At 44.8% G+C, this 16,964-nt stretch carries 13 protein-coding genes; 5 read left to right on the top strand and 8 right to left on the bottom strand.

Features of this window, described 5'->3' with window-relative positions; all coding sequences use genetic code 11:
- Positions 1–450: 450 nt before the first annotated feature.
- From nhaA to R7H07_RS04045, 5 genes are all read right to left on the bottom strand, one after another.
- Positions 451–1,602 (bottom strand): Na+/H+ antiporter NhaA, encoded by a 1,152-nt coding sequence (nhaA, locus tag R7H07_RS04065; protein ID WP_005378034.1) that lies wholly within the window; start codon positions 1,600–1,602, stop codon positions 451–453.
- A gap of 330 nt (positions 1,603–1,932) precedes the next feature.
- Positions 1,933–3,057 (bottom strand): lipocalin-like domain-containing protein, encoded by a 1,125-nt coding sequence (locus R7H07_RS04060; RefSeq protein ID WP_042521997.1) that lies wholly within the window; start codon positions 3,055–3,057, stop codon positions 1,933–1,935.
- Positions 3,057–5,510 carry an ABC transporter permease gene (locus R7H07_RS04055; RefSeq protein WP_005378038.1) on the bottom strand — a complete coding sequence of 818 codons (2,454 nt, stop codon included), beginning with the start codon at positions 5,508–5,510 and terminating at the stop codon, positions 3,057–3,059. The genes R7H07_RS04060 and R7H07_RS04055 overlap by 1 nt, the downstream gene beginning before the upstream one ends.
- On the bottom strand, positions 5,491–6,162 hold the full coding sequence (locus R7H07_RS04050) for an ABC transporter ATP-binding protein (protein WP_005378040.1): 672 nt from the start codon (positions 6,160–6,162) through the stop codon (positions 5,491–5,493). Before R7H07_RS04050 ends, R7H07_RS04055 begins: the two co-directional genes overlap by 20 nt.
- A gap of 187 nt (positions 6,163–6,349) precedes the next feature.
- On the bottom strand, positions 6,350–7,726 hold the full coding sequence (locus R7H07_RS04045; protein ID WP_005378048.1) for an MATE family efflux transporter: 1,377 nt from the start codon (positions 7,724–7,726) through the stop codon (positions 6,350–6,352).
- 94 nt (positions 7,727–7,820) lie between these two features.
- Here R7H07_RS04045 and R7H07_RS04040 point away from each other — a divergent pair, with 94 nt between their 5' ends.
- Entirely contained in the window at positions 7,821–9,272 is a 1,452-nt protein-coding gene (locus R7H07_RS04040; protein WP_064353822.1) for a DUF2867 domain-containing protein, read from the top strand.
- Positions 9,273–9,302: 30 nt separating this feature from the next.
- Here the strand turns inward: R7H07_RS04040 and R7H07_RS04035 are convergent, their stop codons facing one another.
- The 3 genes from R7H07_RS04035 to rsuA all read right to left on the bottom strand — a co-directional run bounded on the left by R7H07_RS04035 (position 9,303) and on the right by rsuA (position 12,306).
- Entirely contained in the window at positions 9,303–9,965 is a 663-nt protein-coding gene (locus tag R7H07_RS04035) for a DUF2913 family protein (protein ID WP_206959112.1), read from the bottom strand.
- Entirely contained in the window at positions 9,965–11,167 is a 1,203-nt protein-coding gene (locus R7H07_RS04030; protein WP_017820848.1) for a Bcr/CflA family multidrug efflux MFS transporter, read from the bottom strand. Before R7H07_RS04030 ends, R7H07_RS04035 begins: the two co-directional genes overlap by 1 nt.
- A gap of 437 nt (positions 11,168–11,604) precedes the next feature.
- Entirely contained in the window at positions 11,605–12,306 is a 702-nt protein-coding gene (rsuA, locus tag R7H07_RS04025; RefSeq protein WP_005388670.1) for a 16S rRNA pseudouridine(516) synthase RsuA, read from the bottom strand.
- Between the two features lie 121 nt (positions 12,307–12,427).
- On the opposite strand from rsuA, the gene R7H07_RS04020 reads away from it, so the two are divergent.
- From R7H07_RS04020 to R7H07_RS04005, 4 genes are all read left to right on the top strand, one after another.
- Positions 12,428–14,179 (top strand): DEAD/DEAH box helicase, encoded by a 1,752-nt coding sequence (locus R7H07_RS04020; RefSeq protein WP_021707635.1) that lies wholly within the window; start codon positions 12,428–12,430, stop codon positions 14,177–14,179.
- A 155-nt stretch (positions 14,180–14,334) separates the two neighbouring features.
- The gene (locus R7H07_RS04015) at positions 14,335–14,700 is read left to right on the top strand and encodes a PepSY domain-containing protein (protein WP_372036143.1); all 366 of its coding nucleotides are present in this window, start codon (positions 14,335–14,337) and stop codon (positions 14,698–14,700) included.
- A 76-nt stretch (positions 14,701–14,776) separates the two neighbouring features.
- Complete coding sequence (locus R7H07_RS04010) at positions 14,777–15,436, top strand: response regulator transcription factor (RefSeq protein ID WP_005378073.1); 660 nt, start codon at positions 14,777–14,779, stop codon at positions 15,434–15,436.
- Complete coding sequence (locus R7H07_RS04005; RefSeq protein ID WP_054576423.1) at positions 15,426–16,775, top strand: ATP-binding protein; 1,350 nt, start codon at positions 15,426–15,428, stop codon at positions 16,773–16,775. Before R7H07_RS04010 ends, R7H07_RS04005 begins: the two co-directional genes overlap by 11 nt.
- Positions 16,776–16,964 lie beyond the last annotated feature (189 nt).

The following is a 16,964-nucleotide window of genomic DNA, read 5'->3' as shown; positions in this document are numbered from 1 at the left end:
ATATAAAATGAGAAACACCGAAGTTAGTCACTTTACCAAGTTGGTAATCCATCTCGATTTTTCTATTACTTTCGGGTGTGTAAGAAGCTAGAAAGCATTAAGTAGAAATTTTTTGAAAAAAAATGGAACTGTTTGGAAAAGGCTCGGTCTGAATATACGTAACAGTTAGGGCATTTGAAGTTTCACTGGCCGTCAAACTTGTTTCCATCTAATTGTTACGTTGCTGCTTTTTTCTTATTAACTCCTATGTTTGTATCCGCCCAGTCAAATTTTCGGCTGGGCTTTTTTTCGCCTATAGATTTGCCAAGCGCCTCTTTCGATGATTTGCCCCAACTCCATAAGCTAGACCTTAGTTGGTCACAAAAGTAACCAGCCTGAAGTGGTTGATGTGCCGATCTGCAGACATAAAAAAGCCTCCCGAATGGGAGGCTTTACTAAACAGTGTGTATCTTACGCTTGCGCTTTCTTAGGCAAAGAAAAGTGCAGTAACGCGTAGCCAAGTAACGCGGCTGTCGTCGAGCCCATTAAGATGCCTAGTCGAGCATAGGTATCAAACTCAGGGCTTACATTTCCAAACGCTAAAGAGGAAATGAATATAGACATTGTAAAACCGATACCACACAACACAGAGACCGCAAAGATATGCTTGAAGTTAATGCCCTCCGGTAGCTTAGCTACACCCATTTTCACAGCAGCCCAACTAAAGGTGAAGATACCTAGAGGCTTACCAACCAGTAGCCCCAAAGCAATACCTAATGGCAGCATTGAAGTTAGGCCTGACATCGATACGCCTTCTAGCGAAATCCCCGCATTTGCAAATGCGAATAGAGGTAAGATACCAAATGCCACGTATGGATGAAGTGCATGCTCCATGTGCTTAAGTGGGGAATGTTCGCCCTGTTTACCCTTAAGAGGAATAGCAAAGCCGATCACTACGCCTGCAAGTGTTGCGTGAACACCAGATTTAAGTACCGCAAACCATAAGATCGCGCCGACTATCATGTATGGCGTCAGTTTCGTTACTTCCTTCGCATTCAACATGAACAGGACACCAGTCATGATGAAGCCAACAAGCAGCGCCATGCTAGAAAGATCACCTGTGTAAAACAGTGCAATAATAACAACCACGCCTAAATCGTCGATGATAGCGAGAGCTAACAAAAATACTTTAAGGCTTACTGGTACGCGCTTACCTAGTAGCGCCATGATACCTAGAGCAAATGCAATATCCGTCGCAGCTGGAATGGCCCAGCCAGAAACCGCCTCTGGGTCGTTAGCATTAAACGCAACGTAAATAAGAGCAGGGGCTAACATACCACCAACCGCTGCAATCGCAGGGAAAATTGCGGTTTCTTTTGATTTTAGCGCTCCTTCAAGTAGCTCTCGCTTCACTTCAAGGCCAATAAGTAAGAAGAAAACAGCCATTAGGCCGTCATTAATCCAGTGAGAAACTGACATACCGAATACATAAGTATGCAGTACAGATTGATAAGTTTCGCCCAGCGGTGAGTTAGCAATGGTCATCGCAATTGCCGCTGCAATTACGAGAAGAATACCACCTGCTGATTCCATTTTGAAAAAGTCACGAATGACATCGTTCATGGTTTCGTCCTTATATTTATTATCTTAATAAACGATTAACAAAGAGTGATAAGAGTGTATAGCTGTCGAAAACTTTAGAATAATCGCTTCTTCAGAGTATAAACTTCGGTTTTTTCGATGTTAAGTTTACTATACATCGTATTTTCCAACATGACACTCAATTTTGATCGGAGATCGTATTTGTACTTGTCGCACCAAATATTTATCAAGATGATGAGAAAATCAGCATAACACGGCTTGTACCATCATGATAACCCCGTACTTTTGAGAAAAAGCTAGGAAGCTTCGCGCACCAAAAAACCACCCGTAGGGGGTGGTTTTCTTCACAACTCAATAGCCTGTCAGCTGCATAAAGCCCCAAGCCTCATTGGAGCCGGAAGCTAAAGTAGGCCCTTCCCAGTAAGGTATTACAAAGGGTAGCCACATATCTGACTTGATAATGCGGGTAGTCAAATTAATTTGATGCTTCGGAATATTGATAATCCACTGCAAAGGTAACCTTCTTCCATTGGATAAACTGGTCACTTGCATTGGTTTAATACTGATATCATCGTCTGAGAGGTTGATGACTTTACCTGAGCGTGTCGACAACGTGCCAAATACGTGCGGTGTTTGCCCATGGTGACGATAACGGCTAACAGTTAATGCTCGACCATCATCTAAATTGAAAACAAACCAATCCCAGCCTTGTTGCCCCTCACCAATTAAGCCGCTGCCCCATTCTTTTTGCGCCCATGCAGAACCCGTCACTGAGAATCGCTTACCATTTAAGCTTAAGCTGCCTTTTACTTTTAAAAATGGAGCACTGAAGCTAAAAGAAGCAACAGATTGCAACGCATGTTTAACTTGGAAGCCTTTGTCTCCATTCACCACAAAGGGGCCGCTTGTCATGGTATTGAGCTCAAGTCCAAACGTATCAGTATTCACATTCAAGTTGCCCGGGAAAGGCGTCGCACCGAGTGATCGCCAAGTCCAATTATCAATCCATAACCTGAAAGGACGATTGATCATACCAGCTTGGCCTATCCCACCTCTAGCTACCCGTTGCTCTTTCCATACATGCGAGCCATGACTGACGACAACATGTGAAATGTACAATTGAGGGTTCTGCCAACCGCTGGTTTCTCGCTCGTCCGTCGCAACCCTGAAATAGCTCCATTGAACATTGTAGATCTTGCCTTGCTCATCTTTTAGCTTCGCAAAGTAGTGCCACCATTCATGCTGATACTCGGGATGAAAGCGAAAGTCTGAGGGTAAAGAGACATGCTCATTAGGTAGTACAGGCTCGAAAATCGTTTGATTTTCACGCGTTAAGATAGAATCAAGTTCGCTTTCTCGTGTTGCTGTCGCCTCTAACCAAAAAGTTGAGTAAAAAGCAGCCCCAGTCAGAAAAGCGAACGTAACAACAATGAGCGTTGAAACCAACAAGCGTTTTTTAGAGCCCATTTTTTTCATTACAACGCGTCCCTTAATGACTTCATCGGTGTACTTTTGATCATTCTAATAACTGGCAATGCGCCAGCAACCATGATGGCAAGCATCGCCCAAGCAATGGTTTGAGCATACTCCCATGGAATCGTTTGAAGCTCTAGAGACCAGCCAAATGATTGCTTAATGATAATATCAACGATCAAATGTGCGAGCGCCAAGCCGAGCGGCACTGCAATAATCGCAGAAATGGCTCCGAAGACGAATAGCTGCAAACCACCTAATACGACAAGTTCTTTTCCGGACACACCCATGCACCTTAATAAGGAAAAATGCCGCTGCCGTGAAAGTTCTCCTGCCAACGTCGCAAAGAATAAACCAAACACTGCAATAATCAGCGTGATATTGCCCAAGGTTCCTGCTATCGCAAAGGTATGATCAAACACTCTCATTGCTTGGCTATAAATATTACCGTTATCAAACACACGATCTTGCGGGAGACGGAATACATTCTCTAAGCGATTTTTCAGCCCTTCTCCATTGACGTTATCTTTTAATACTACGCCAAGACCAACATTACCCGTACCTGCAAATGCATACAGCCAATTCCGGTGCGACATCATCACCTGGTTATATGGGTTTCCATAATCGTAGTAAACGCCTACGACTTGCCAGTCACCACCAAGCGGTTCTTGCAAGTTAATGAAATCGCCAGGGCGGATATCCAGCTTCAAGGCCATCGACTCACTGACCATTAAGCTCTTGGTAGCGTGCAGTTGATACCAGTAATTTGGGACACCTAACTTGACGGTAAGTGAGTCTAACTCACCTTCAGAAGAGCCCGTACTCACAACTTGCAGAGCACCATGCTCGGTCGGCATATCTTTTTCCCAGCGCCACCAAACCGAGTTCACCTCTGGCTGATTCTGGAGCCATGCGCTCATCCTAGCGGCTGAATTGTTGGTCGGATAGATGTACACATCAGCCGCTAATCGCTGATTTAGCCACTTATCGGTTGTATCTCGAAAGCTTCCGACCATCGTTTCTACACCAATGTTTGCCGCCAGCGCTAACATAAACGCCATCGTAGCCACACCGCGATAGCTCATGCTCGCTGCTGCATCAGCAAAAAACCAACGGACACGAACCCATCGCATGGTATAAGAAAAACTTTGGAACATATGCCACATAATAAATGGCATAAACAACGCCACACTAACCAACATCAGCGCAATAATAGCAAAGCCGGTTTCTTGTGTTTTCGGCGCCTGATATACCGCTATTGCAGCGACACAAAACGCACATGCCGCAAGCGCCTGCCAAGAGAACTCTCTTCCAGCAAATCGCATTAGCGACAGTCGAGAAGAAAGGCGGATTGGTTGTGACTTCAACAAACGGATTAATGGCCACAGACACGATATCAACGCACCCATCGCTGCCATGATTAGACTGTATAAGCTAGATTGCCATGACCATCCTATGGTTAAGCCTACGTTGGCATCATACAAATCACTCAGGCTCGAAGACACTGCTGGGATAAGTTCATTTGCTAAGATCAAGCCAAAAAAGTTACCACACGCCCACGCAATAAAGACGAGCAAAGACAACTCTAGCAATAAGGCTTGCGCTAACTGTGTTCCGTTAACACCAGTCTGTCTCAAAATACCTACCAAACGTTGTCGCTGGATGAAAGACAGAGACATCGCTTGATAAAAAATAAACAACCCAACCAAAAACGAGAGCATTCCCATCGCGGTGAGATTCATATGGAATGCGTTAGTTAGCGACTCAAGCTCAGTACGCGTATTCCTAACAAGCGTCATTCCGTTTGGCAACATGTTTTTCAGTGCTATCAGCTTTTCCTCTGGCATTTCGCCACAAGAAATCGCAGACAAACCTGAGCTCCGCTTGAGCATACGCAACAACGATATATCAGTAACCAACCGAGTACCCGAAAGCATCTTGTCCTTATCTACTTGAATAGGCCCAAGACGGCTTCCGTCATTCATCTCAATGAAGTCCCCATCCTGCCAACTCATGTAAGCGGCTAAATCTTGACTAACGAGAATAGGATAAGGAGGCTTCATTAGAGATAAAACAGGCATCTCACCTAGCGATTTTCCTTGTTGTAGTGGGATCATCGCGACAGGATCAATCCCCACCAACATCAGGCTCATATCGGTCTTGGCATCTAGATGAAGCACGTCAAACGGTGCACATTGGTTAAACCCAGCTCGACGTAACTGAATATAGAAACCTTGAGGAATTTTATTGGCAGAGTGCTTCGTTCGGATTCGGTATGGCAAAGGATTGGAGAAAAGCTTTTCCCCAGTAGCATAACTTTGTTTTGCATGCTGGTTGATAGAAGTAACACCAACAAGGAGGGACACGCCTAAAGTTAATCCCAGCCAGACAAGAATAATTTGTAGAGGGTAACGACGGTAATGACCGAGTAGTGCCTTAACTACGGGCCATAACATGTAGCTGCCCTCCTTGAAGTCGAATCTTTCCTTCCATATGGGCGGCCACTTTTTCACTGTGCGTCACTAACAGCAAAGTACACTCCAGTTGGCGAGCGAGACTCGTTAATAAGCGCATTACTGCTTCTGCGTTTCGCTCATCTAGACTACCAGTTGGCTCATCAGCAAGCAGGATTTTGGGTTCCATATAAAGGGCGCGAGCAATCGCCGCACGTTGTTGCTGACCACCAGACGCCTCTTCCGGATAACGTCCTAGCAATGGCATTAAGTCCAAAGCAGAAAGAATTTGACGCCACAACTCTTTATCTTCCGGCAGACCTTTTAACTGACGACAAAAACGAATATTGTCGGCAATATTAAGTGTAGGAAGCAGGTTGAATTGTTGGAAGATATTACCAATATTGTTGCGGCGATAAAGGGTTCTTAAATGCTCCGGTGCTTCATGCATAGCAAAATTTGGAAACTGCACTTCACCAGAGTCAGCAGTATCTAATCCGGCGATTAAATTCAGCAGAGTACTTTTACCCGAACCACTTTCTCCCATCAGAGCAACTTGGTCGCCTTGCTGCAATGTTAATTCTGCCCCTTGTAATACAGGGTGAAACTCTCCCCCGTCTACATAGCCTTTACATAGGTCTGACAGTTTTAACATTGATTATGCCGCTCGGATGGTGTTTAAAAATTGGGATCAGAATCTACACTAAAATCCTGTTAGTAGAAAGTATTTTGAATGCTTGATCACACTATGGAAGTACAAATGCAACTCGATTCACTTTCTGTTGCTAATTTTGTTGACGTTTTGAGCAGATTTTTGCAGCCAAAATAAACTCTGTTCCTCCTTACTGGCCAATCAGGTTTTTCATCCATTTTCGGCTAACCATTCTTGGCAAGCAAATCGCCCACTTCACAACTTCTTCCGTCAAAAAGAGTAAGTAAACCCATTGTGGGTCCCAATTGAGATAAATCGCTGCAAATGCTGCGAGTGGAATCCCGATCACCCACTGCGCCAAGATGTCTTGATACAAACAAAACTTAACATCACCGCCCGCGCGTAATACACCAACAATCGCCATCATCGGCACCGAGCGTAGCACGACACCCAACGCAAGAATCACCATAAACTGTTCAGCTAGCTCGCGAGTGTCTGTTGTCAGTGCACTAAACGCATTAAGGATCCATTGATTTGACACTATCAACAAGACGGCGACCACAAATGCGATAAGCACATTCAAAATGACCGTAGCCCATGCTTGATAATAAACGGGTTCAAAATTACGAGCGCCGAGCTGGTTCCCGACTAGAACTGCAGCCGCATTCGATAAACCAATCATCATCGCCAATGCGATCGACTCAACAGGTGTCATTACGGAAAGTGCCGCCAAACCTTGTACGCCTGCTTGCCCCATGATGGCGTGATAAGCAAACAGCCCACCAGCCCACGCCAAGAAGTTAAATGTGGTTGGCAAAGAGAGGCTCAAGAAACGCGTAATTTTATCTAAGACCAATCCTGCGCGTATATCATCCCAACCAAATGCGATTATGTGTTTTTTCAACCATAGATAACCAAACAGGCAACCTACTTCGATCGCGCCACTGATTACCGTTGCGATCGCTGCTCCCGTAATCCCCAGAGCAGGAAAGCCTAATTGACCAAAAATTAAAACCCAGTTAAGAAACACATTAGATAAAATGCCTATACCACTAAAAAAAGTGCTTAAGCCTGGTTGGTGCATCGCCCTTAGGCCCACCGACATACTGGCCACACATGCAACAGCAAACATGCTAACCGACGAAATAATGAGATAGCTGGCCCCTAGCTCAATCACTTCTTGTGAATCGGTAGTCAAACTCATGATGGGCTGTGGAAAAACAACAAACAAAGCAACAGCAATCGCAGCAAACATCATTGCGATCATCCATGTTAAAGCGGTACTGCGACGCACCCCAACTTTATCGCCAGCCCCCCAATATTGAGCGGTTAACAATGCACCACCCGTTGTCACCCCAACTAACATAATGGTGGTGACGAAAGTCGCGCGCGCAGCAACTCCAACTGCGGCAATTTCTGCTTCACCAAGTTGACCAAGCATAAGAACATCGACGAGGCTTCGGCTTGAAAACATCATGCTTTGCAGTGTAATTGGTAACGCGATTGCAAATAAACGACGTAAGAATGCTTTATCTGCGTGTATTGAGAGTTGAGAAAGAAAAGTCACAAGCGCTCCAACGACAACTTATTGATAGAATGGGGAAAGTGTCTCATGATTATACTCTGTGGTGTTTATTCCACCAACGATAAAAGGACAGATAATGAAAAAGGTGTTGGTGCTAGGCGCCTCGGGTTACATTGGCTCTCAACTTCTTCCGTTACTTTTAGATAAAGGTTACGCCGTCACAGCAGCGGCGCGACATATTGATTATTTAGAGTCAAGAACTCAGCCTCACCCTAATTTAACGTTAAGGTATCTCGACTTGGCTGACGCAGAGACCACGAAGGCTGTAGTGAACGATTTTGATTTAGTATTTTTTCTCGTGCACGGGATGGCTCAAGGTGATGACTTTGTTGAGTACGAACTAAACCTTGCTTTGAACTTCAAATATGCGTTGGAACAAAGCTCCGTCGAGCATGTTATCTATTTGAGTGCCATTCAACCTCAAACCGGAAACTCTCGCCATTTAGCCGCTCGTAAAGCCACGGGAAAAATAATTCGACAGTCTGGTATTCCAGTAACTGAATTGCGTGCAGGCGTTATCATCGGCCCCGGCTCTGCCGCTTTCGAAATCATGCGTGACTTTGTCTACAACTTACCTATTTTGATCGCGCCTAAATGGGTCGACTCAAAAGCGAACCCTATCGCCTTGCCCAATCTCAACCACTATTTGTTGAAGTTAGCAGAAGCCCCCTATCCAGAAGAAAGTGAAATTTATGAAGTTGGAGGGCCAGATACACTTAGCTACCGCGAGCAGTTCAAAGTCATTTGCCGAATCACGAACAAGCCGTATCGGTTGTGGTCGACCCCGCTACTTACTCCGAAAATGGCATCGTACTGGCTAGGTTTAGTTACCTCAGTGCCAACTAGTATCGGTAAAGCATTACTTGCGGGCTTAGAGCACGACTACATTGCAGACTCTAAAGCGATTGAAGAACGATTTCCTCAAACGCTGATCAGCTACGAGCAAGCGGTAACTGATACCATTCAAGATGAAGGCACATTTGTACGCAGTAATGTCTGGGGGTTTGAACCCGCAGCGCTTCGTCGATGGCAACCAGGATATGGCTATTACCCAAAACAAGCTGGAGCGAGCATTAAAACCCAAGCCTCAGCGGCAGCATTATGGAAAGTGGCGCAAAAGATCGGGAGTCGCGAAAAAGGCTATTACTTTGCCAACATCTTGTGGCGTACACGTGAATGGCTCGATATCTTTTTTGGTGGCGGAAAACCGATTCGCGTTTCTCCTCCTGGACCAGAGCTTAAAGTCGGTGATTTTATTGACTCTTGGAAAGTGATTCGCTGCGATAATAATCAGTTTCTTTCACTGTTTTTTGGTATGAAAGGCCCAGGCCTTGGGCGTTTAGAAATTACCATCAAAGATCTCGGTGACGAACGAGAGCTGGATATTACCGCCTGGTGGCACCCGCAAGGGTTTCTTGGGCTGCTTTATTGGTTTGCAATGATGCCAGCCCATCTTTTCATATTTAAAGGCATGGTCAAAGCCATCGCGAAAGAAGCAAACCGTTTAGAAAACAAAAAGCCCCAATAACAGGGGCTTCTAAACACTCAAAATGTCACTTTAGTCAGCTTTGAACGAGAGTGGAATTTCGGCTAACTGGTTGCCTTCGTTTGCGGGAAAAATAAGGTACTCGCCATGGTATTTCACCATCGATTTGTAGTCTGTTACCTTATGTACCATAAAGCCCGCTTGCGCTGCTTTCTCAACAAACTCAGCATGATTGCCACGTACAAACCAACTCATTGGCTTTACGAGCAACTCGCCATCAAAACAGCTTTCGCATTGGTCTGCACATAACGCTAAAGAGTTTTGACCTTCAGTGAAGATTTGTACTTTGCCGCACCCAATCAGTTGCTCAGACGTTGAGACTTCCCAGCCTGCTTGCTCCATCAAATCAAGAAAAGACTCAATATCTGAATCTTTGAACACTTTGGAGTCTTCACCTTCAGGGAAGAATTGCGCATAAAAAGCAGAAATACGTTTGAAGATAAACAACAAACCAGCATCGTTCCCCTTTGAGCGACCTGCTTTTTGCCAACGCGTTAAGTCATCGCCTACCGTACGTTCGAAACGTTGTGATTTTAGCGCCTTTGTTACCCAACGCACTAAATAATGGTTATTCGCAACAGGGGCATTGGCTAACTTACCTGAGCGATGCTCTTGATCTAACTCTTCAAGTGCTGAGTTAACCAAGTTTTGAATTTCTTTGGTGTAATTCGACATTACGCCTTTCTTCCTAAAGTCCAATAAAACAGTGCTGAAAGCACAGAACAAGCAAACATCACGATGATCATCGGCCAAGCAACATTCCCGGGCAGTGATGCCACCAGCGCACCAACCAATGAACCGATACCGAATCTTAATGTCCCCGCTAGAGACGACGCCGTACCCGCCATTGATGGGTAACCACTTAAAAGCAGCGCCATCGCGTTACTACCTATCGTCGACAATGTACCGATAAACAGCACAACAAAAGGTACAATGCCCCATAATCCGAAGTCCATTAACCAACTTACGAATAAACCAATCCCCGCCAAAAGTTGCACGAACAACCCAAAACGAAGCATGGCATGGGAACCAACTTTCTTCACCAAGCGACCATTAATACTGGTCATGATGATCATCGCCACAATGTTCAAACCAAATAGGTAACCAAAGTGGTCTGGTCGAACACCATATAAATCAATATAAACAAAAGAACCCGCCGTCAAAAATGCAAACATTCCGGAAAATGAAAACGCACCTGAGAGCATCAAACCGATCGCTTCAGGATTGGAGCATAATCTGGCGTAGTTTCTCAGCGTCGTGCGGAAACGAAGAGGCTGACGATTTTCAGGCTGTAACGTTTCAGGGATTTTCCAAAGTACGAGAAAAATCACGACTACAGCGAAAATAGCTAATACCCAAAAAATGGAACGCCAACCAAACCAAATCGCGAGATGGCCACCGATCATCGGTGCCACCAACGGCGCAATAGTAATGACCAGAGTAACGAAGGACATTGCGCGTGCAAAGTCTTCACGGTCAAACATGTCACGCACGACGGCTTGGATAATGACCGCCGCTGCCGCGCCAGCAAAACCTTGTGCCGTACGTACATAGGTCAGCGCATCAATGCCATTTGTTGTCGCACTCACAACAGCAGCCAAGCCGAAGAAAAGTACGCCTAAAATCAACACAGGTCTGCGACCAAAGCTATCGGCAAGCGGCCCGTGAATTAACTGGCCGATCGCAAAACCCGCCGTATAAGCCGTCAACGTAATCTGAACCGCTCCAGGCGCGACCCCCAAATCTTTCGCAATTGTCGGCATCGCAGGCAAATACATATCGATCGCCAAAGGCGTCAAAGCACCAATCGCTCCTAGTACCAGAAACAATAGAAAACTGATTTGGGATTGCGGAGCACTTTGAGCTTTTTCTGTCATTCTTTTACCTCTTGTTGGAGCCCTACCGTCAATACTTGCAGAACAAAGTGAAAATAACGGACAGTTCTCATATCGCTGAATGTAGAAGCCAAAAACCTGTTCTATCCAACGTTCGAGAATCATAAGGACAAATATGTACCAAGGTGTGACCTTGACGAACTCGACATAGAAAAGCATGTGAAAGCGAAATGTGTTTATGGGAAACAAACACAATGCAGTAAAAATGATGGCGTTGACACCATCATTCCATTCACCGTAGCCGAAGGCTTTGCAATAAGAGTATGCATGCCTCAGCTAAATGCAAAGGCATATCACTGAGATGAGTAAGCACACCGGAATTGTCTAGGCACTAATTTTGGTAGGAAAATTTATTTTGAGCCAATTCCTACCAAAAGACTAGTTCCTATTAGGAACTAAAGAATTTCCCATGCCGACAATTAATTCCAAATAGAATCAATTTCTTCTTGCGTGAGGTAGCGATAATCACCTGGTTCTAGTGCCTCATCAAGTTCGATAGAACCAATACGCTCACGATGTAAGTACTCAACTTTATTTCCTAACGCCGCGAACATACGTTTCACTTGGTGATACTTACCTTCCACGATAGTTAACAATACTTCATTCTCGGCCTCGTTCACGATTTCCAAACGAGCGGGCAATGTTGCTTCTGATTCATTGCGCAAAATGATGCCTTGTTCGAGCTTTTCCGCGTAATCTGGCTGAATAGCATCGACGAGCCAAACACGGTACGTTTTCTCACACTTATGCTTAGGTGAGGTAATACGGTGAGACCACTTACCATCATCCGTAATCAACACTAAACCAGTTGTGTCGACATCTAATCGGCCCGCAAAGTGAAGGTTTTCAATTTTAGGCTCATCAAGCAATGCGAATGCAGTTTGGTTGTAGCCATCTTCATGTGAACAAACAAAGTCAGCAGGCTTATACAACATAATGTAACGAGGACCAGGAGCACCAATAACACGGTCTTCCCACATCACTTCCGCACCTTTAGGTACTTTAAATGCACCACTTTTTTGAACCTCACCGTCAACGGTGATGTCTCCACTTTTGATGATCTTTGTTGCCTGTTTGCGTGTTGCACCCAGAGCGTCACACAAATATTTATCTAAACGCATGAATACCTCATTGAATTATACCCAAGTGATCTCTAAATCTTGGTTTAAAGGTCACTTGGGTATAAAAGTCAGGTATTATAGCGTTCCTCGTTCGAATAGTTGAGCAATTTCACATATTTTCATGTACACACTTCGTCCTTATCAAGCCGACTCGGTTAAAGCCGTTATTCATTACTTTCGTAAACACTCGACACCAGCAGTGATCGTGCTGCCAACCGGTGCAGGAAAAAGCTTGGTGATCGCAGAACTTGCTCGCCTTGCGAAAGGACGAGTGTTAGTCCTCGCCCACGTAAAAGAACTGGTCGAGCAAAACCACGCAAAGTATGAAGGTTATGGTTTAAAAGGTTCCATCTTCTCAGCAGGATTGGGACGAAAAGAAACTGACCAGCAAGTCGTGTTTGCTTCGGTTCAATCGGTCGTACGTAACTTAGATTCGTTCAAAAACCAGTTTTCTCTGCTCGTTATTGATGAGTGCCATCGTGTGCCAGATGACAAAAACAGCAGCTACCAAAAAGTTATTACTCACTTACGAGAACTGAACCCTGGCATTAAGGTGCTGGGACTAACTGCAACGCCCTATCGTTTAGGAATGGGCTGGATTTATCAGTATCACACCCGAGGTCAAGTGCGAACCGAAGAGCCTCGATTCTTCCGCGATTGTATTTTCGAACTGCCGATCCGTTACTTGCTCGACGAAAACTTCCTCACTCCAGCCCGCATGATGGATGCGCCCGTTTTGTCTTACGACTTCTCTCAGCTGAAGCCCGCTAACACCGGACGCTACAAAGAAGCAGAAATGGACATGGTGATCGATAAAGCCAAACGTGCGACTCCACAAATTGTTGAGCAAATCATGCAATATGCGAAAGAGCGCCAAGGGGTCATGATCTTCGCTGCAACTGTTCGACACGCACAGGAGATACACAGTTTATTGCCAGAAGGCGAAACTGAAATCGTCATTGGTGATACACCTACGCCGGAGCGCGATGCGATCATCCAAGCGTTCAAGAATCGTCAAATAAAATACTTGGTCAATGTTTCGGTACTGACAACCGGTTTTGATGCGCCGCATGTCGATTTAATCGCGATTTTGCGACCAACAGAGTCAGTCAGTCTGTACCAACAGATAGTAGGACGAGGATTACGCTTATCAGACGGAAAATCAGAATGTTTAGTGCTTGATTACGCAGGCAACAGCTACGATTTATACCAACCTGAAGTCGGTGATCCCAAACCAGACTCTGACAGTGAAATTATCACGATTCCTTGCCCGGCTTGCGGATTCAATAACAACTTCTGGGGTAAGTTGGATAGTAACGGTTTCTTGGTTGAACATTTTGGCAGACGTTGCCAAGGTTACTTTGAAGATGAAGACACAGGCGAACGTGAACACTGTGGCTACCGTTTTCGTGCCAAATACTGCGGTGAATGTGGTGCGGACAACGATATCGCTGCACGAATTTGTCATGAGTGTGATGCGACGCTCGTAGACCCAGATAAAAAGCTAAAAGAAGCCCTTAATCTCAAAGATGCATTAATCTTTGAATGCACAGAAATGGACCTATCTGTATTTAAGTCCAGTGATGGTAAATCTCAGCTAAAGGTGACGTATTCTGGTGAACCATACCAAGGCGAAGGCAATGCGTTAGTTCATGAGTTTTGGTCATTGAGTACCAAAAAACAAAAACAAACGTTTAAAGATCAGTTCGTACGCCCCCACTTAGCAGACAAGCATCGCCCTTTTGAAGAGGCTTCACCGACACGCGTTGTCGCTAATCAACATCGTTTCCGTTTGCCTCAGTTTGTTATTGCTAGAAAATCTGGTCGCTTTTGGAAGCTGCGAGATAAAATTTTTGAAGATGAGTTGAAATAACATCCACAACACATGGCAAAACTTAATTAGCTGATTCACTCTCTGTTCATCTATATCCGATATACTGCGGCTAACGCTCCAGAAAAGGTTTGACTATGTATAAAGCAACGACTTCTCTACATTCTGCGTTACTTTTCGGCCTTATTGCGACATTCATGTGTGCACCAAGTTTTGCCAAGCATGACAACGAGTACACATCACAAAATGGCCACGCCATCGTGCAAGATGTCGAAAAGCCAGGAACACGCATCGAATTCGATGAAGATCAAGATGAGGTCTATCGCGCGGTTCAACAAGGATATATACGACCATTTTCGGAACTTTACGCCGCAGTAGAAAACGACTTATACGGCCGCATCATCAAGGTCGAGCTTGAAGAAGATGATGATGCTTGGGTGTATGAATTGAAAATTCTGTACAACAATAGCGTCCTGAAAGTTGAGTACGACGCCGCCACGCTGGAAATGCTTGAGATCAAAGGTCGCAGCTTTAACAAAGCGTTAAAGCCGCAAAACAACTAAACTTGTCTAATGCGTAATCCAGACGCGATGCGAAGCTTACTTCGATAAAAATCCAAACATAATAAGAATCATCAATATGAAAATACTTGTTGTTGAAGATGATCCTCGTTTAGGCGAGCAAATCATCGAAACATTAGAAAGTACCGGCTGGGTACCAGAACTGTCCCAAGATGGCATAGACGCTCTGTATCGCGCGACTTCGGAAGAATGGGACGCCATTGTTCTTGACCTCGGCTTGCCAAAACTGGATGGTCTTACCGTCCTAAAAGGCATCCGAGATGAAAACATTAATACTCCTGTCGTGATTCTAAGCGCTCGCGACACCCTAACGCAGCGAGTTGAAGGCTTAAACGCAGGTGCAGACGATTACCTAACTAAACCATTTGAAATGGTTGAGCTTATCGCTCGTATTCGTGCACAGCTGCGAAGAGCCTCTGGTAATGCCTCTCCTGTAATGCAAATTGGCGACTTGAGCTTGGATACACGCACTTCTAAAGTCATGTGGCAAGGGCAAGCGGTAAGCTTGACTGCGCTAGAGTATAAAGTGGTCGCTTACTTTATGCATAACCCGGAAAAAGTGATTTCTCGAACCGAACTCGTTGAGCACATTTACAAACAAGACTTTGATCGTGACTCCAACACAATCGAAGTTTTTATCGGCCGAATTCGCAAAAAAATCGCACCAAAGATCATCAAAACTGTCCGAGGGTTGGGATACCAATTAAATGCCGAATAGAAACAGGCTACCGTTGAACGCAATAAAACGACTGAGTATCAAAAGTCGCCTCGTTTTAGCGGCGATCGTTTGGTTAACAGCAATGATCCTCGCCGCTGGTGTGACGATACCGACGCAGGTCTATAACTATATGGTTGATGACACTCGCTCACAGCTCAGCATTTTTATGGATGAAGTCGCCGCACAGTTAGAAGTCGATAACACCGGGCATCTTTCACTCGCAGCTCAGCTATCAGACCCTCGATTTAACCGACCTTACAGTGGTTTGTATTGGAGCGCCTCTACAGAGGCAAGCCTCGAACGTTCTCGTTCGTTGTGGGACAAAAAAATCGAATACAAAGGTTTGGATAAAGATGCGTATGGAGCAAGAGGCGAAAAACTAATTACGCTAGAAAAAGCGCTGTATCTTCCTGATTACGATGGTCCTATTCACATTATTATTGGTATTGACGAAGAGCCCATTAAAAATACCCTTCAGACGTTAATCGGCCAACTTTGGCTTATTTTGGGTTTATTATTCGCGGGCGTACTTACCGTCATTTTACTGCAAATTGCTTGGTCATTGAGTCCGCTTACAAAGCTACAAAAAGAATTAGCCGAGCTGAAGTCTGGTAATAAAAAGAGTCTAGAAGAAACCTACCCAAAAGAGATTTCTCCTCTAATCTTCGACCTCAACGCTCTGCTGTTCCATTACCAAGAATTACTAGAGAGAGCTCGCAATCATGCAGGTAACCTATCTCATGCACTTAAAACGCCACTTTCTGTTCTAAAAAATGAAGTTCAGACGTTAGAACCTGAGGCACAATCCCGTCTCCGAGCTCCAATCAATCAAATACAAGACCATATCGATTACCATTTGGGTCGTGCCCGTATGGCCGGATCGATGAACATATTATCAGTGAAGTCGAACCCAGCAGAGCGTGTGGATGCTATCTCAATGGCGTTTGATAAAGTGTATGCGAGCCGAAGCATTACCTTAATTAATGAACTTGATTCAGAGCTGAATGTAGCAGTAGAGCAGACCGATCTCGATGAAATGCTAGGTAACTTGCTAGAAAATTGCTATAAGTGGGCCAACAGCATGATTCGTGTGCACTCCTCTCAGGATAAGGAAAATATACACATCATTATTGAAGATGATGGGCCAGGCATCCCTAAAGAGAAACTGAGTCAAGTAATCAAGAGAGGAGTTAGATTGGATGAAACAACCCCTGGCTCAGGTCTTGGTCTAAACATAGTCAGTGAAATGGCACACAGTTACCGAGGTCAATTAACATTGGATACAAGCGCTTTAGGTGGATTAAAAGCATCTTTAGTCTTACATCTCAGCCGAACATAAAGCATATAACACATAAACTTTGTTTTTCGGACCATGATCAGTAAACCGATGAAAATGAAGTCGATGTGAACAAAATCCAAGCAAAGCGTTAAAAGGGATAGCCTTCCACCCCGCTAAATCATACCTTTTTGTTGATTTGGATACGATTTGGGTTGCCCATTTATAAGTGGAATGATAGTATCCGCGCTC

The organism is Vibrio sp. Vb1127 (assembly GCF_033338735.1).
Classification (GTDB): Bacteria; Pseudomonadota; Gammaproteobacteria; order Enterobacterales; family Vibrionaceae; genus Vibrio; species Vibrio alginolyticus.
The sequence above is the reverse complement of the archived record's forward strand: the minus strand, read 5'-3'. Positions and strand labels throughout refer to the sequence as shown.

What these genes read in the sequence shown, in the direction of transcription:
- nhaA (WP_005378034.1), bottom strand. Translation starts at nt 1,602, where the DNA reads ATGAACGATGTCATTCGTGACTTTTTCAAAATGGAATCAGCAGGTGGT.
- R7H07_RS04060 (WP_042521997.1), bottom strand. Translation starts at nt 3,057, where the DNA reads ATGAAAAAAATGGGCTCTAAAAAACGCTTGTTGGTTTCAACGCTCATT.
- R7H07_RS04055 (WP_005378038.1), bottom strand. Translation starts at nt 5,510, where the DNA reads ATGTTATGGCCCGTAGTTAAGGCACTACTCGGTCATTACCGTCGTTAC.
- R7H07_RS04050 (WP_005378040.1), bottom strand. Translation starts at nt 6,162, where the DNA reads ATGTTAAAACTGTCAGACCTATGTAAAGGCTATGTAGACGGGGGAGAG.
- R7H07_RS04040 (WP_064353822.1), top strand. Translation starts at nt 7,821, where the DNA reads ATGAAAAAGGTGTTGGTGCTAGGCGCCTCGGGTTACATTGGCTCTCAA.
- R7H07_RS04035 (WP_206959112.1), bottom strand. Translation starts at nt 9,965, where the DNA reads ATGTCGAATTACACCAAAGAAATTCAAAACTTGGTTAACTCAGCACTT.
- R7H07_RS04030 (WP_017820848.1), bottom strand. Translation starts at nt 11,167, where the DNA reads ATGACAGAAAAAGCTCAAAGTGCTCCGCAATCCCAAATCAGTTTTCTA.
- rsuA (WP_005388670.1), bottom strand. Translation starts at nt 12,306, where the DNA reads ATGCGTTTAGATAAATATTTGTGTGACGCTCTGGGTGCAACACGCAAA.
- R7H07_RS04020 (WP_021707635.1), top strand. Translation starts at nt 12,428, where the DNA reads ATGTACACACTTCGTCCTTATCAAGCCGACTCGGTTAAAGCCGTTATT.
- R7H07_RS04015 (WP_372036143.1), top strand. Translation starts at nt 14,335, where the DNA reads ATGTGTGCACCAAGTTTTGCCAAGCATGACAACGAGTACACATCACAA.
- R7H07_RS04010 (WP_005378073.1), top strand. Translation starts at nt 14,777, where the DNA reads ATGAAAATACTTGTTGTTGAAGATGATCCTCGTTTAGGCGAGCAAATC.
- R7H07_RS04005 (WP_054576423.1), top strand. Translation starts at nt 15,426, where the DNA reads ATGCCGAATAGAAACAGGCTACCGTTGAACGCAATAAAACGACTGAGT.